This is a genomic window from Paenibacillus sp. Z6-24 (assembly GCF_054161335.1).
The window spans coordinates 172,770-188,248 of sequence record NZ_CP096398.1 but is presented as its reverse complement, the minus strand read 5'-3'; the positions used below and the strand labels follow the sequence as shown (position 1 = coordinate 188,248).

Sequence of the window (15,479 nt, the reverse complement as noted above, 5' to 3'; positions counted from 1 at the left end):
TTTTTTCGCTATCATATTTATGCAAATCCATCCCATAAAATGAACCTTATCTACTCCTCGTTTGTTATACATATAAATTCACCCAATCAAGGAGGACCTACAGTGACAAACAAGGAGCTGTTTGAGACCTATAACAGAGAGGTATACCGAACCTGTTATTACATGGTCCATCATGCTTCCGATGCGGAAGATCTGTGCCAGGAAGTGTTTATTACGGTGTTCCGCAGCGATTGGCAGCAGATTCAGCAGCTGCGGGCCTGGATGATCAAGGTAGCTGTGAATCTGTGCCTGAATCATCTCCGTCGCAAGCGAAGCCTGCGGGACAAGCTGCTGTCCTATCCCTATTTCTTCTCCGGCCCTGCTCCCGCTACCCCCGATATGCTGGCGGCAGGCCGGGAATCTGCCGAAGAATGGGCCGCCTGTATCAGCCGGTTACCAGTCAAGATCCGTACTGTGATCTCGCTTCGTTATGTACATGATCTCAGTCTCAGCGAGATCGCCGATATTCTGGAAATTCCGGTCGGTACCGTCAAATCACGTCAGCATAAGGGGTTACGTCTGCTGCGGCATATGCTGGAGCCGCAAGAGCAGTTCGGCAGCCTAAAGGGAGGACATTATGAAAAGTATTGAAGACACACTGAAGCAGCGCATACCGCAGGAAGATCGTTTGGCCTATCCTGATTTCGACCGGATGTGGGCACGTATAGAGACAGCCGAGCGGGCAGATTCTCAGCCTTTGCCTACTCCGGATAGGCATGCTCCGCCTTTCCGGCAGAAACGAACAGCGTGGAAAAAGTCCGTGTTTATCGCTTCCCTCAGCTTGCTTATCGCCGCCGTTCCCGTATATGCAGCGATCCAGATCGACTGGAGCCGCGTGCTGCACTACCGCGGCGGCGTGGAATCCGCATTGGCCCAGCATCTGGGGCAGCCTGTAGAGCAATCGGTTACCGAGGATGGCGTAACTGTGACGATCCATACGGCGGTAGTCGACGAGAATCGAACAGTCTTCCTGTACAGTCTCGATCCCGGCGAACATAGAGCGAAGAGCTTCGGATTTTTACAGATGGAATTGACCGATGCCAGCGGGCAGATGATTCCGGGACTGACCCTGCACCAGCAGTGGGACAACGACACCCAGCGGTTTACCGGCTATCTGGAGACCAGCTGGACGCCTCCTTCCCCCACTTCTTCTGTACATTTGTCTCTTCGGAATCTGCAATGGCTGATGCCTGGCGAACAGCCGATTCCTGTAAACGCCCAAAATGCGTATCCGCAGCAATTTGCTTTGCAGCAAGATGGGATGGATCAGCTGGAAGTCCAGATGATCCGGCAGGGCCCGGAACAGATGCTGGTCAGCTCGGCGATTTCTTTTACCAATGAAGAAGCCAGAACATGGAGTTATCCTCAGTTGAGCATATATACAGCGAAAGGCACAGTCATCCAGCCTATCCACAGCGGTACCTATGGCACTCCCGACGAACAGGGACGCTATACCGGACAGGATTATTATCTTCCTGACGATCTGCAGCAGCCGGGACTCTCTTACCGTCTCGAATATACCCGGGAAGCGCAGCGGCTTGCAGACAGATGGAATTTTGATATCCCGCTGGATAAGCGGCAGATGGAGAGCGGTACAATCCGACAGCCGCTGAATCTTCCGCTGGAATCGGGCAATTCGGATATACTGCTGAAGAGTATGGTCATTTCGCCTACCCAGATTCGGATTCTGCTAAGCGAATCCCCAGCTGGAAATGTACCGCCATTTGCCAGATATGATCTGCATGTGGGCGACAAGACTCTAACCGGGTATGCAGACATCTCTTCGGATACACACGGAGAGACAGTCAGACAGTCGGTGCTGATTTTCGAACGGCCGCTGGGAATGGAGATTGACCGTCATACTTCCATTACTTTGACAGCGCAGCACCGGATCATATCTCATCATGGAACTGATCAGCCGGTTACGCTCTCCAATATTACAGAACAGCGGCAATCCCTGCGAACTATGATCGGCGGATTCCCGGTTGTATGGACGTATTATCGGCAGAATGGTCATCTGTATGTGCAGACCGAGAGTTCTGATTCGCATTTTGGCGGGATCAGCCAGACCTCAATCCGGCGAAGTGGCAAGCAGCTCATCGGACAGCCGCTGACAATACATCCAATAGGAGATGGCAATAATAAAGCGATCGAAGTATATCCGGATTTTACCGATTCCCATGCAGCCGTTGATGTTCTCTTCTATACGGAAGAGAATCCGGATCAGACAGCAGACGTTACACTTCCTCTGTCCTCGTTACCAGCAAAGCCCTGATCATTCGGTAATAGTATCGTAACTCCTTTTCTTGCTAAAGGTTTTCTGCTCCCAGCTTCTCTGTTTGCACTCCGCTGCCGTATCAGCGAAGTGCTGCGGAGAAGCTTTTTTATCCCTTCAAACCTTAATTTACATTTTCATCCACAAATCTTTTCCATATCGAAACTCCCTCCAATTTTTCGTCTCCAATCCCGCGATATGTCGATATTTACCGTAGTTTTTTCCCAAAATTCTCATTTATGTATTTCATTTATGTTTCAAATCCTTTAATATTAACTTCCTAAGCTATTTACCTTTAGACCTATATTTCTTCCTTATTTTTCTAGGTATAAAATTCTATTTATTGGGTAATATAGTCTAAAATATCGAGAATTAGAGGGGTTATAATGCACAAATGGCCGCGGTATAAACCTATTTTAACTTTTTTATTTATTATTGGATTCACATTTTTCTATTACTTTTGGATTAATTACTGGAATGACAATGAACCGATTCAGACCTGGGGCGGTAATCTCCTGTCTACGGGTGGGAGTCTGCTTGCTGCAATCTGGCTGACTTCTGCCTGGAAAAAGAGCAGCACGGACCATCGTCTCTTCTGGCTTCTGGCGGCCCTTGGCTGCTACAGTTATTTTGTCGCGGAAGTGATCTGGCTGACTCACGAGAATATTCTGGGAATTGAAGTACCTTTCCCCGGCCCCTCTGATATCTTTTACATTCTGCAAGTGATCTTCTACATGTCCGCATTCATCTACAAACTGACTCGTGAGAAAAGAGGCTATCCGGTGATCCGGCTGCTGCTGGATATTTCTATTGTTATGACCGTTATCTCAACGTTCAGCTGGGAGTTCCTGATTGGACCGATTATCTCGACACTGGGATCTGATCCATTATCTCCTTCCATTATGCTCTCCATCGGTTATGCACTGGGTGATCTGGCGTTGTTGTTCGGTGCGATGAGCATTTACTTTGATATTCGACACACCTTGTCCAACAAGGTAATCCTCATTTTATTTATAGGGCTGCTCTCCCAAGTCGTTGGAGATTCGATCTTCCTGTGCATGATTTTCGATGAGACTTACTCGTCGAGCAGCTGGTCGGACCCGCTGTTCATTCTTGGACTGCTGCTCGTCGGGTTCTCCGGTTTCCTTCACAAAAATGAAGTTCGTGTGCCTCGACTGCCTGCCGCAAAATTTATGATGCAGAAGCTGTCCATACCCGATATTTTTCGCCTGATGCTGCCTTATATCGGGCTGGCGGGATTGTTCGCCTTTATGGTGTTCTTTCCACAGGGAAGCTCGGCGGTAACGATTGGAGCCAGCATTGCTATTCTACTCGTAGTTGCACGGCAGCTGATGATTATTCTGGAGAATCAGAGGCTCGTACGCAGCCTGTACGAGAAAACCCAGCAGCTGGAGATCAGCGAGCAGCGGTACCGTTCGATTTTTGAATATCATCCGGATGCCGTGTTCTCGTTCGGGCTGGATGGTACGATCGACAGTGTCAATGTGGCCGGTGCCCAGCTGCTGGGTGCCAGCATCGAGGAACTGATCGGTCAGAACTGCTGTGATCTGGTGACAGATAATTATGCCGAAATGGTAGAACAGCACCTGCTTCTGGTCGCCAAGGGAATCCCGCAACAGTACGACCTGTCCATTCGCAATCTCAAGGGAGAGTATTACCATATCCGCATGACCAACATTCCGATTGTCGTGATGGATGAGTTAGTCGGAATCTACGGATTGGCCAAGGATATTACCGAGAACAAGATAAACGAGGAGAAAATAAAATTTCTCGCCTATCATGATCCATTGACCGGCCTCTCCAACCGTCTGGCCTTTGAGGAGGCGCTGAGTCAGTCCGTAGCGGAAGCCCAAATGAATAACAGTATGTTTGCCGTTATGTTCATTGATTTGGACCGCTTCAAAAATATTAACGATACGCTCGGTCATGATATCGGTGACCAGCTGCTGCGCTCGGTCGCCGAGCGTCTGCAGCACTGCGGCAGACAGCAGGATGTGATTGCACGTCAGGGCGGTGATGAATTCACCCTGATCATCCGCAAGATTACGAGCAATGAAGAAGCTGCCAACGTAGCGAGCCGTATTCTGGAGAGTCTGAGCCAGCCGCATTATATCAAGGGCCATGAGATTATCGCGACGCCAAGCATCGGAATTGCCCTTTATCCGCATGACGATCTGACACCGGTCACTCTGATGAAAAAGGCAGATATCGCCATGTATCAGGTCAAAGCCAATGGTAAAAGTCATTACCGATTCTACCGGGATACGGATCGTATGTATTCCAAGCAGCTGCTGATAGAAAAAGAACTCAGCCAGGCGCTGTATCATAATGAGCTGTTCCTGCATTACCAGCCGCAGATTGATGCAAGGCAGGGCAAAGTCATCGGTATCGAAGCACTGGTGCGATGGAAGCATCCGGAGATTGGACTCATTATGCCGGGGGACTTCATTCCCATTGCGGAGAAGACCGGCCTGATCGTGCCAATCGGGGAATGGGTGCTGCGAGAAGCCTGCAAGCAGGCCAAAAAGTGGCAGGATGAAGGCCGCTATATTACTATCGGGGTCAATCTGTCGCTGGAGCAGTTCCGCCAGGACAATATTGTCGAGCGAATCTCCCATATTCTCGCCGAGACCCAGGCCGATCCGCGTTATCTGGAGTTGGAGCTGACCGAGTCGACCGCGATGACGAATATTCACAATGTCATCGACAAGCTGCATGAACTGCGGCAGCTGGGACTGTCGTTATCCATTGATGATTTTGGTACCGGCTATTCCTCCCTCTCCTATCTGGAGAATCTGCCGATCAACAAGCTGAAGATCGCCCGTGAGTTCACCAGCAAAATCGGCAGCAGCCAGGCCAATCAGATGATTATCAGCACCATCGTCAATCTGGCTCGCAATCTGAATATAGATGTTGTCGCCGAAGGAGTAGAGAGCGAACATCAGGTGAATATGCTCAAGGAAATTCACTGTAATGAAATGCAGGGCTATCTGTTCAGCAAGCCGGTCTCTTCCGAGGAGCTGGAGCAGCTGATGCTCTCCTATTCGTCATCCTCTCCTTCCTCTGCACGCAATCGTCGTTCGAATCGGATCTCATCTCCCCGCTCACCCGAAGGAGACCGTTAAATCGGCAGGTAAGCAATCGATACGCGTTGGCAGTCGACTTAACGGGTAAATGTAGGTGAATCCCAATCTTTCGAATAGATGAGGTGATCCTGATGCATAATTCCCATTCTTCTTCCGATTCCGCTGCCGGGCAGTTCCGCTCGGACGACGAAAATCCGAGGGATCTGGATGTACAGGCTGTTGATGAAATCGAGAAATTGACCGGACGCCATCCCGGCTACCGGCGTGCCCATGCCAAAGGAACGTGTTACCATGCCGTTTTCCAGCCGAGCGGCGAAGCGGCTGCCTGGACCACTGCACCCCATTTGCAAGGGCCGCAGGTCGAAGCACTGGTCCGTTTTTCCGAGAGTTCGACCGATCCGGCACTGGCCGATCTGTTATCGCCGGCTAAAGGCATGGCTGTACAGTTTCGCCTGCCGGAAGGCAAAGTGAGCAATCTGGTTGCTGTAACCGTACCTGTTTTCTTTGCCCGTACACCGGAATCCTTTATGGATATGTTAAAAGCCGTCAACAAAGCCCGTGCCGGCAATCTGGGGATCAAGGAGATTATCCAACAGATCACCGGACATTTCGGTGAAGCCCGTGAGAGCCTGCTGTCTGTACAGCGGCTGCGCCCACCGGCCAGTTATGTGACCAATCTGTATTATTGTATCCACGCCTATCTGCTCGTCAACGAAACAGGGCAACGACAGCCCGTCAAATTTGAATGGCTGCCGGAGGCTGGTGTACATATGCTGTCCATCAAGGATACGACATCCCAGCCGCCGGATTACCTGGAACGTGAATTGAATGAGCGTCTGCAGCAGCAGACCGCCGCCTTCCGGCTGAACATTATTATTGGCGAGGAAGGCGATTCCACAGACGACCCGACGACCGCCTGGCCCAAAAAGCGCCAGCGGATCGATGCCGGACGATTGGTGCTGACCGCTCCCGTTGCGGAACCGGAAGGCCTTGTTATGGACCCTACCGTCCTGCCGCCGCAGGGCATGGAGCTGTCCGATGACCCGATCCTGAATTTCCGGCGGGCTGCCTACGCAGAGTCATGGAAACGGCGGAGTGGTGAAGCCGCTTCCGGCGTGGATACGGAATAAAGCGAGAGAGGCTGCTTCTTCCTCTCATCCAAAAACATCAAAAAAGCTGCTGACATTATATGGTCAGCAGCTTTTCTTTATTCATTGTGAATCCTTCATATTCTTCGTCGCCTTGTCGCCTGCCTGTGCGGTTACATCGCCGCTGCCTTTACTTCCTCAGGCACCGTAATTCCTTCGATCCGGTCATAATCGGAATATACCGCAGTAATCTTCATATCGGTGATCCGGCTCTTTGTCTCATCATCGGGCAGCGGGCTCGCCAGCCGGATCGTCGCTTCGCTGGCGGTCGGCAGCTTGCTCTCGGCATCCAGCGTATAGCTAATTGTCATCTCTTCCACCGTAGACAGCTTTATGCTGCGCTGCATGCCCGGTGTGTACGAACTCGCTTGATTCAGCAGCATCTGGGTCAGCTGCCGCCTGGCGGTCTCGTCTTTTACCGAGCCGGTCAGTATGTAGCTGCTGCCCTGCCCGGTTACGGTCATGTCATTCACCGCCGCCTGGATCTGTTGGAGCTGTGCAGCAATATTGGTGAATTCCCTGAGATTGGCCTGAGTCTCGTACAGCTCCTTGTCGTCCCGATACCATTGCTCACTTCGTGCGGAATAAATGGCCTCGCTGGTAATATACTTTTGGAGCTGATTGGAATCATTCATGGCTCCTGCCAGCTCCAGTTCAATCCTCTGATAGGCAGCCGGAGGCTCTATGGTAATCTGGCTGGTAATCATATAGCGGGAATCCGGCGAATCGATAGTTTCCCCGCTGTGCGTCTCCTGCTGCTCGGTCTGCAGCGCATAACTCTTTACGCCGCTTCCGGCTTTGGCAGCCTGATCCAGCAGTTCTTTTGCCGCAGGCAGATCGGCCTGCGACTGCTGAGGTTGAGCCGAAGCTCCGCCAGCCGCCACTTCCGCATTGTTGTTGCTTCCACAAGCTGTCAGACCCGCAGACAAAGTCAGTACAAGCAGTACCGCTGCACCTTTCTTCATTCCGTTATTCCTCCTGTCCTGATAAAACCATTCTCGGACACTCTGTAAAAGAGCATCCGCGTCCATTTTAGCGGACATTCCAGGCAATGAGGGGATTTTGGCGAAGAATTAACACCGTTTTTACATTATTTACAAAGTCAGCCATTGCACGCGCAGCAGAGACTCTCTCCGTCACGTACAGACAGGAAGATGGACAGACCTTATTATCGCTCGGCCACAATGGTAAATGTTTTGGGGATGCCTTTATCAAATACATCGGAAGACAGGTTCGGCAATTCTTCCAACACCTTGATGACCAGACCGGTTGCAGCTACTGCTGTGACGATCTCGCCGAGTGTCCAGTTGCGCAGGTATACTTTCTGCTGCTGTTCGTCGACAGGAGCAGATTCGGCGAACTTGGAATAGGAGACTTCCTTCTCCACCAACGAGGTATCAAAATAATCGCCATCAACCTTGTGCTTGCGGATCTTGGCGGTCGTGCCGCGTGAAGAGATCAGCTTGGTGGAGATCGGGTGGAAATCCTGCAGGATCAGTCTTCCACCCGGCTGGAGCAGTCGGCGCACTACTTCAAACAGCGGATGCAGGTCGGTAAAATAGTGCAAAATCCCGAACTCCATAAAGACGATATCGTACGATCCATCCAGCTCTTCCTCCGGCATCTGCAGCACATCGGAGACGATGTACTTCAGCTCTACACCGGCAGCCTGTGCCAGCTCCAGCGCATACTGGCGATTCTCCTCGGAGAAGTCGGCAACGGTAAGCGAAGCGCCGAGCAGCGCCAGCGCGACCGCCTTGTTGCCATTGGAGCCCATCAGGTTAATGATTTTGCGTCCCTGCACATCGCCCATATAATCCAGCGCGGTGCCGAGGCGCTTGCGGGGGTCGGACTTTATTTTCTCGGCCGCTTCGGCCGGTGTTCCAAACCGGTTCAGCCAGGACTCGTAAGCGCCGCTGTTCCAGGCATTTTTATTTTGTTCTGAAGATTGCATGATTGTGCCTCCATGCGTGATCACACGCCGTATTCATCAAAATTGATCTTTCTATTCTACCATCAACTTCTACGGAAGAGACAGATTTTGCTCAGGCAGGTTTATTTATCTTCTTTTTACGTTCTGTTCACACCGGCAGACTCTTAACGAATCGCCGAAAAATAGACAGGTTAACTTCTTTGCAAGCTTTTGGCAGTTAGGTTAAAGTTAAAAGCATACCTGAATACGCCTATTCTGCATTAGGCAGTATTCATAGGGTGCTATTCATGGCTTTATAATCCAGAACAGACGGATTGCAAACGTTCTGTTCATCTCTTGTGTTACTGTTAACGATCCAGACCTGCGCCCCCGGGTACAGGTCCTGTTTATATTCGGGATACCAATATCCCATTACAAAGGACGTGAGTACATGCCGGATGAAACAACCCGTCCACTATCGGGCAGCAGCCCCTGCTTTTGCGGCAGCGGTCGCAAACTCCAGCACTGTCATAAGGGCGCCGCACCGGACAGCCGGGCGGCTCATGTACACCGATTGTATCAGGAGGTAGACCGGGCGATCGAGGATTACCATGCCCATCATGATGCCCATCCTCCCTGTGCGGCTGGCTGCAGCAGCTGCTGTTCGGATTACTTTCCCGTCTCCCAGGTGGAGTTTGAACTGCTGCTCACTTATATGGAGCGCCACTGGAGCAAGGCGGAGATTCAGGCGGTATTTGAGCAGTCGCTGGTCAATCTGGACATTTTCCAGTCCGAGAATCCGCAGATGTATGCATCGCTGACGAGCAGGACGAACCAGGAGCAGGAACTGGAGCAGATTCGCCGGTATGCCGGACGCAACGGATTTGCCTGTCCGCTGCTGGACCCGGAAAAGGGTATCTGCCGTGTCTATCCGCTGCGCCCGTTTATTTGCCGCACTCATGGCAGCTCCCATACCTTTTACGGATCATGGCGGGAACGGCTGCGCCCGGAAAAGGTATGCGAGCATATCCCCAGCAGCCGTGCACATCGCAAAGTCACGCCCAATATTGTCGACTACTGGCCGCAGTATGAGCAGCTCGCCGACGTACGGGTCGGAGCCAAGCAGACGCGGATGCGCCAGTATCCGATCTTTTACTGGTTCGTGCTGTATGCCAGGCATGGCGGCGGCATGACGGCCGAAATCGGCAACCGCGATCATTTTGACCTGCCGCTGGCAGAGCATAACGCCAGAATGGCCCGGCATGAAGCGCGCTAGGTTGGTTCCTTCCTCCCTGTCATCTGCTGTATGCCTCATTCCAAACGTAGTTTCCTTTATGGGTATAAATGATAGATAGACAACTCTGACTAACTTCACGAAAGGTTCTGAGATGATGAGAAAGCCCAAAGAAAGCATTTATAAACGATACCAGCCTGCCATGGCCCCTGCCGAGCAGGAGGAAGGCATCGGTTACTGGTTCATTTTCCGAGGCAGCGAGCTGCTCGTTCATGAACATGAAGACCAGCTTATCCTGCCGGTGACCGCCGGACCGGAGCCATATGGGCTGCCAACGCTGCGTTCGCTCTATCTGGGCAGCATCGAGCAGGCTTCCTGTTATACCGCCGAGCTGGGTCCTGATACGGAGGCTCCGGCAGGCATGGTGTTCCTGCCGCTGTTCGCGCTGTATGACCGGATCGACGAGGATCTGTTCCATCTCGCCGGACGCGGATTGCAGATGCTCGCATGGGACGCTACCCACCAGTTCTGCGGACGCTGCGGCAGCCCGCTCGGTCATGCGGATCATGAACGCAGCAAAGTATGTCCAAGCTGCGGACTGTCCCATTATCCGCGTCTGGCGCCGGCTGTGATCACCCTGATTCTCAAGGATGATCAGCTGCTGCTGGCTCGGGCGGGTCATTTCAAAAACAATATGTACGGCCTGATCGCCGGCTTCGTCGAACCGGGTGAGACGCTGGAAGACTGCGTCCAGCGGGAGACGATGGAAGAGATCGGCATCCGGATTACCAATATCCGCTACTTTGACAGCCAGCCGTGGCCGTTTCCCCATTCGTTGATGGTCGGATTTATCGCGGATTACGAGAGCGGCGAGATTCAGGTGGATGGTGAGGAGATCGTGCATGCGGACTGGTTCGGAGTGGACAATCTGCCGAATATCCCGCCGCGTATCAGCATTGCACGCAAGATGATTGACTGGTATGTCGAGGAGTACAGCTAATTATTCTGCTCTATCTATGTATGCACATATTTGACAGGATAGGCGCTGCAGTATCCCATAGGCTGCACTGTAGCCCATGTAAAAAGCATTCTTTCCCTTTACTGTCTGTAGAGAGAAGGAATGCTTTTTACATAGGCTTGTTATTTCATATAGAGATATTGAACAGGGACCTACTGCGATTATTACAGATGCGTGTAAGATTGGCATATCTCTGTTCGAAAAGACACTTCCAGACTCAAATCATCATTCCGGTCAATGTATCGCCTGCTTTTCACCATTTGAGAAATATTCCTACCATATTTACGGTAGATCAACATGATGTTGTTAATACACCGCTCCATCCGGGAATGCGTATTTGTTCAGTCCCTTGATCGACAGCAGACGGAAGCCTTCCCGGCTGAAGTCCTGGCCGCCGCGGAAGCTCTCGTACTGCGGCTTGAGCGTGTAAAAGTCCATATAATTGCTCATATACGGGAAAGTCCGCACGACATCCGAATTCGGTTTGGAGGAGCTGTAATGTACTGGTGAGACGCCATATCCATCCAGGGAGAACACGCCTGCGGCCGCTTCGTTCATTTTGAAAAATTGGTTCAGCACACCGTCCGTGCTCGCCTGATAATCAATCGTGCTCACACTGAGCATGCGCACACCCAGCACTCTGCGGTACATCATGCTCTTCTCCATTTTATCCTCAAAATAATCGCGATAGGCGCTGAAGATACGACTACCGTTCAGATTCGCCGGCAGCAGAAAGCTCTCCATCAGATACAGGTCGCTCGCATTCATTTTGCTTTTCAGCCCGTCCGGGTTGAACTGCGCCTGCTTGGCACTGCTCATTACGTCTTCCGGATGCCATGCATTGACAAAGGCGGCCATGCTGCCATCATGCACAGCTGTCACCGCTTCATTCAGCCGCTCACGGGATACGCCGTAATCATAACCGGCATCATCGAGGAAAATGCCGTACACGCCGGCATCTTTCCACAGTGTAATCCGCTGCTTGATCGTATCCATGCTGAGATTATCCGTCGAATCCGTTACTCCCAGATCGACATAGCCGAAGATCTGGATTTTCGGATTAATTTGCTTGATCCGGGCAATAATCTGCAGGGTGCTCTCATGCTGCGCATGCTCCGGCAGTTCCAGCTTGTCTCCCAGTACAAGATAGTCGTATTTTGCAAAAATCTGTGCCGCTTCCTCAGGGGTCGATGCATTATTGACCGACTCCGGAATTCCATAATAGATTAGCAATTTGTAGCCCGAGTTATTATTTGCCAGCGCAGAAGCGCTCGTCGTCACAGACATCATCGCCACCAGGGCGAATAGACACAGTGCTATTCGGCCATACCTTTTCATCGTTGTAGTCTCCTCTTCTATCGTACCGGTATTTGCTGCCTGAAGCCGTACCAGAGATTAGTTTAAAAAATAACACATTTCTCGCAAAAGTAAACGATTTTCTTTCACTTACATATCGCTTCAAACTCATCGTCAAACAAGGTCTTAACACCTGTATTTCGGCGAATTATGTCACTGATTTATTATTTCAAATATTTACATACTAAAATCGTGAGTAATATTACTGAAATGTAAGAAAATAGTTGTCAAATTTACTTAATTACCTTTAAAATAATTGAATCCAGTTATACGTTACATGGACGGATTGGACAAATTATTTTAGGAGGAACATACGTGAATGTGCTGGTCACAGGAGGCTACGGTTTTATAGGTTCGTTCGTAGCCGAACGGTTTCACAAAGAAGGTCATCAGGTCTATATTATCGACAATTTGACCTCCGGACGTAAGGAGAACGTGAACGTTCCCCACAAGTTTTATGAGTTAAGTGTAGAAGATGAACGGTGCGAAGAGATTTTCCAGAGTATCAAACCGGATATCGTGATTCATCTGGCCGCCCAGGTCGATGTATCGGTCTCCATGCGTGAGCCCCGTCAGGACGCCCAGACCAATATCCTGGGTCTCGTCAACATGCTGGAATGCGCCAACAAGTACGGCGTATCCAAATTCCTGTTTGCTTCTTCAGCAGCTGTGTACGGCCCTAATGAACAGGTCCCCCTCAATGAACGGATGAAGACTGAACCGGTATCCCCTTATGGCATCAACAAACTACTCGGGGAAGTATACTGCAGCAAATGGAATGACATCTACAAACTGCCTACCCTCGCTTTCCGCTTTGCCAATGTGTATGGCCCGCGCCAAGGCACGATCGGCGAAGGCGGCGTCGTCTCCATCTATATGCAGCGCATGATGGAAGGCCGCAGCCTGGATATTTTCGGTGACGGTGAGCAGACCCGTGATTTCATCTACGTGGAAGACATCGTGGACGGCATCTACCGCGGCGCGATCAGCGACGCAACCGGCATCTACAATCTGTCCACCAATACGGAGACAAGTCTGAATGAACTGATCGGCATTCTGGAACAGCTGGAACCGATCCAGGACGTTAACTACAAGGAATCACGTGCAGGCGATATCTACCGCTCGTCTCTCGACAACACCATGGTCAAAAAGGATCTCGACTGGCTGCCCCTGTATTCGGTACAGGAAGGCATGGAGAAAACCTACGCCTGGTTCCGTGAGCATCACAGTCGCAAACCTGCAATCAGTGCCCGAATAGGCGGCAAATCCGGTTACACCAACTGGTTCCCGATGATCCGGCCGTATGCGGAGAACCTGCTCGCTTTTGCCATTCTGTTCATGATCTCCCAGTATGGCAGCAAATGGTCCATCTCCGCCGATATCGACTTCAAGCTGGTATATATTATCCTGCTCGGTATCGTGTACGGTGCACGGCAGTCGATTCTGTCGTCTGTGCTCGCCTCCGGACTGTTCTTCTACGAAGCCCTTTCCAATGGACGCGACTGGCAGACCTTATTGTATGACCCGGAAGCCCTGTTTATTTTCGCGATTTATCTGTTCTTCGGCATGGTGGTCGGCTTTGTGTCCGACAAGCATAAGCGTGAATCGGTATCCATTCATAACGAACTCGCCGCCGAGAAAGAACGCTATGTGTTCCTCAGCCATATTTACAAGGATACACGCAAGATCAAGGAAGAACTGCAGCGCCAGCTGATCGGCAGCAAAGACAGCATCGGCCGGATCTATACCATTACCCGCAAGCTGGAAAGCTTCGAATCGGAAGAAGTCATCACTGCCTCGATAGATGTGCTGGAGAATCTGCTGGATACCCGCCATATCTCGATCTACTCCGTGAATGAAACGAACCACATGCGTCTGCTCGTTCAATCCAAAAATGCCGGCTTTAGCCTGCCCAAGACGATTCGTCTGGATGAGCATCCTTATTTCCGTGAAGCGATTGAAAGCAAGACCATGTTCGTCAACAAGGCGATGGATGCCGAAGTGCCAATGTATATCGTGCCCGTTATTCACAATCAGCAGGTGATTGCGCTCGTCTCCCTGCATGAGCCTTCCTTTGAGAATCTGAACATGAATTATGAGAATATGCTCAAAGTCAGCGTAGACATGATCTCCTCTTCCCTCGCACGTGCCTTCCAGTACGAAGGAGCCACACGCCAGCACCGGTATATCGATGATCTGCCTGTACTGAATGAATCGGCGTTCCGCCAGATTCTGCGTGCCCGTGAAGAAGCGTACCGGATGCATGGCAGTGATTATACACTGCTGACCCTGGCCGAACAAGGACGCAGTCTATCTGACCTCGCTCATCTGGTCAATGGCGTCAAGCGGGATTCCGATCATCTCGGCATGATCGAGGGGCATCCTGTACTGCTGCTGTCCAATGCCAATCATGCGGAAGCACAACTCGTGATCAACCGTCTGGATTATCATGGTGTGGAGGCCAGCGTGCTGCAGGAGGAGATCGCCTATGCTTAGTCTCCTGCTGCTGTATTACGTACTGGCAGCGGTGTACAGCGTACTGCGCTGGAAATACCGTGCCCGCTGTGGAGAAGATACAGCCGGAGCGATTACGCTGGTCATGCTGCTGCCTCTGTTTGGTCTCTTCATCTCCCTGCTCCGCGACGGACTGCGATCCGGCTATCTGCGCCTGTCCCGTTCCACCGGCCATCTGACCGATGAGACGCCGGCCGAGCAGCCTGTACGTGTATTCCGCAGTCTGGATGTGCGCAAGGAAAGCAACCTGGTGCCGCTGGAAGAAGCGCTGCTCGTGAATGACCATACGAGCCGCCGCCGATTGATGCTGGACTTTCTCAAGGACGATCCCGGGGCGATGATGCCGCTGCTGGAACAGGCGGTCAGCAATGAAGACACGGAGACTTCCCACTATGCGGTGACCGCTGTCGTGGAGATCAAGCGCAAGCTGACTCTGTCGATCCAGCATTATTCCGTTCGTCATGAACAGGGCGATCATTCGGTAGCGCTGCTGCGCGAATATGCGGAAGTGATCCGCCAGTATATGCACAGCGGATTCATGGACCGTGCTACCCGGCATACTTACCTGTCCACCTATGCCCGTCTGCTCGGTGAACTGATCGAGACAGGCGGCGGGGATGAGCAGACATTTAAGGCCAAGATCAACAGCGAGATGCAGCTGGATCGCCCCGATACGGCGCTTCAGTATGAACAGAAGTTCCGCGAGGCGTATCCGGACAGTGAACAGCCGTATCTGGCTGCACTGCAGCTGTATTATACCCTGCAGATGAAGGAAGCCTTTTTCCGGACGCTGCATTCCCTCAAGCAATCCAATATCAAAGTATCCAATACGGGCCTGAATGTCATTCGGTACTGGTCGGAAAAAGGTGCGTAACC

The 15,479-nt window shown here is 51.5% G+C and carries 11 protein-coding genes; 8 read left to right on the top strand and 3 right to left on the bottom strand.

Annotation, left to right across the window (positions count from 1 at the left end):
* Nucleotides 1-102 precede the first annotated feature (102 nt).
* From M1D61_RS00825 to M1D61_RS00810, 4 genes are all read left to right on the top strand, one after another.
* Nucleotides 103-630 carry an RNA polymerase sigma factor gene (locus tag M1D61_RS00825; RefSeq protein ID WP_458120746.1) on the top strand — a complete coding sequence of 176 codons (528 nt, stop codon included), beginning with the start codon at nucleotides 103-105 and terminating at the stop codon, nucleotides 628-630.
* Nucleotides 617-2,314 carry a DUF4179 domain-containing protein gene (locus M1D61_RS00820; protein WP_458120745.1) on the top strand — a complete coding sequence of 566 codons (1,698 nt, stop codon included), beginning with the start codon at nucleotides 617-619 and terminating at the stop codon, nucleotides 2,312-2,314. Before M1D61_RS00825 ends, M1D61_RS00820 begins: the two co-directional genes overlap by 14 nt.
* Before the next feature lie 386 nt (nucleotides 2,315-2,700).
* On the top strand, nucleotides 2,701-5,460 hold the full coding sequence (locus M1D61_RS00815) for a DUF4084 domain-containing protein (RefSeq protein ID WP_458120744.1): 2,760 nt from the start codon (nucleotides 2,701-2,703) through the stop codon (nucleotides 5,458-5,460).
* A 92-nt stretch (nucleotides 5,461-5,552) separates the two neighbouring features.
* On the top strand, nucleotides 5,553-6,551 hold the full coding sequence (locus M1D61_RS00810) for a catalase family peroxidase (RefSeq protein WP_458120743.1): 999 nt from the start codon (nucleotides 5,553-5,555) through the stop codon (nucleotides 6,549-6,551).
* A gap of 131 nt (nucleotides 6,552-6,682) precedes the next feature.
* On the opposite strand, the gene M1D61_RS00805 is transcribed toward M1D61_RS00810, so the two are convergent.
* Both M1D61_RS00805 and M1D61_RS00800 read right to left on the bottom strand, forming a co-directional pair.
* The gene (locus tag M1D61_RS00805; protein ID WP_458120742.1) at nucleotides 6,683-7,534 is read right to left on the bottom strand and encodes a DUF6612 family protein; all 852 of its coding nucleotides are present in this window, start codon (nucleotides 7,532-7,534) and stop codon (nucleotides 6,683-6,685) included.
* 203 nt (nucleotides 7,535-7,737) lie between these two features.
* Nucleotides 7,738-8,523, bottom strand: a complete 786-nt coding sequence (locus M1D61_RS00800; RefSeq protein WP_458120741.1) for a class I SAM-dependent methyltransferase — start codon at nucleotides 8,521-8,523, stop codon at nucleotides 7,738-7,740.
* Nucleotides 8,524-8,932: 409 nt separating this feature from the next.
* On the opposite strand from M1D61_RS00800, the gene M1D61_RS00795 reads away from it, so the two are divergent.
* Nucleotides 8,933-9,757, top strand: a complete 825-nt coding sequence (locus M1D61_RS00795; RefSeq protein ID WP_458120740.1) for a YkgJ family cysteine cluster protein — start codon at nucleotides 8,933-8,935, stop codon at nucleotides 9,755-9,757.
* Nucleotides 9,758-9,869: 112 nt separating this feature from the next.
* Nucleotides 9,870-10,715, top strand: coding sequence for an NAD(+) diphosphatase (nudC, locus tag M1D61_RS00790; RefSeq protein WP_458120739.1), 846 nt, complete (start codon nucleotides 9,870-9,872; stop codon nucleotides 10,713-10,715).
* A gap of 324 nt (nucleotides 10,716-11,039) precedes the next feature.
* Here nudC and M1D61_RS00785 read toward each other — a convergent pair whose 3' ends face one another.
* Nucleotides 11,040-12,071 (bottom strand): hypothetical protein, encoded by a 1,032-nt coding sequence (locus M1D61_RS00785; RefSeq protein ID WP_458120738.1) that lies wholly within the window; start codon nucleotides 12,069-12,071, stop codon nucleotides 11,040-11,042.
* A 333-nt stretch (nucleotides 12,072-12,404) separates the two neighbouring features.
* Between M1D61_RS00785 and M1D61_RS00780 the strand changes: the two genes are divergently transcribed.
* Entirely contained in the window at nucleotides 12,405-14,585 is a 2,181-nt protein-coding gene (locus M1D61_RS00780) for an NAD-dependent epimerase/dehydratase family protein (RefSeq protein ID WP_458120737.1), read from the top strand.
* Nucleotides 14,578-15,477, top strand: coding sequence for a hypothetical protein (locus tag M1D61_RS00775; protein WP_458120736.1), 900 nt, complete (start codon nucleotides 14,578-14,580; stop codon nucleotides 15,475-15,477). Before M1D61_RS00780 ends, M1D61_RS00775 begins: the two co-directional genes overlap by 8 nt.
* The last annotated feature ends 2 nt before the right edge of the window (nucleotides 15,478-15,479 follow it).

Bases quoted from the DNA above. Each gene is read 5' to 3' on its own strand.
- M1D61_RS00820 (WP_458120745.1), top strand. From the start codon at position 617: ATGAAAAGTATTGAAGACACACTGAAGCAGCGCATACCGCAGGAAGAT.
- M1D61_RS00815 (WP_458120744.1), top strand. From the start codon at position 2,701: ATGCACAAATGGCCGCGGTATAAACCTATTTTAACTTTTTTATTTATT.
- M1D61_RS00810 (WP_458120743.1), top strand. From the start codon at position 5,553: ATGCATAATTCCCATTCTTCTTCCGATTCCGCTGCCGGGCAGTTCCGC.
- M1D61_RS00805 (WP_458120742.1), bottom strand. From the start codon at position 7,534: ATGAAGAAAGGTGCAGCGGTACTGCTTGTACTGACTTTGTCTGCGGGT.
- M1D61_RS00800 (WP_458120741.1), bottom strand. From the start codon at position 8,523: ATGCAATCTTCAGAACAAAATAAAAATGCCTGGAACAGCGGCGCTTAC.
- M1D61_RS00795 (WP_458120740.1), top strand. From the start codon at position 8,933: ATGCCGGATGAAACAACCCGTCCACTATCGGGCAGCAGCCCCTGCTTT.
- nudC (WP_458120739.1), top strand. From the start codon at position 9,870: ATGATGAGAAAGCCCAAAGAAAGCATTTATAAACGATACCAGCCTGCC.
- M1D61_RS00785 (WP_458120738.1), bottom strand. From the start codon at position 12,071: ATGAAAAGGTATGGCCGAATAGCACTGTGTCTATTCGCCCTGGTGGCG.
- M1D61_RS00775 (WP_458120736.1), top strand. From the start codon at position 14,578: ATGCTTAGTCTCCTGCTGCTGTATTACGTACTGGCAGCGGTGTACAGC.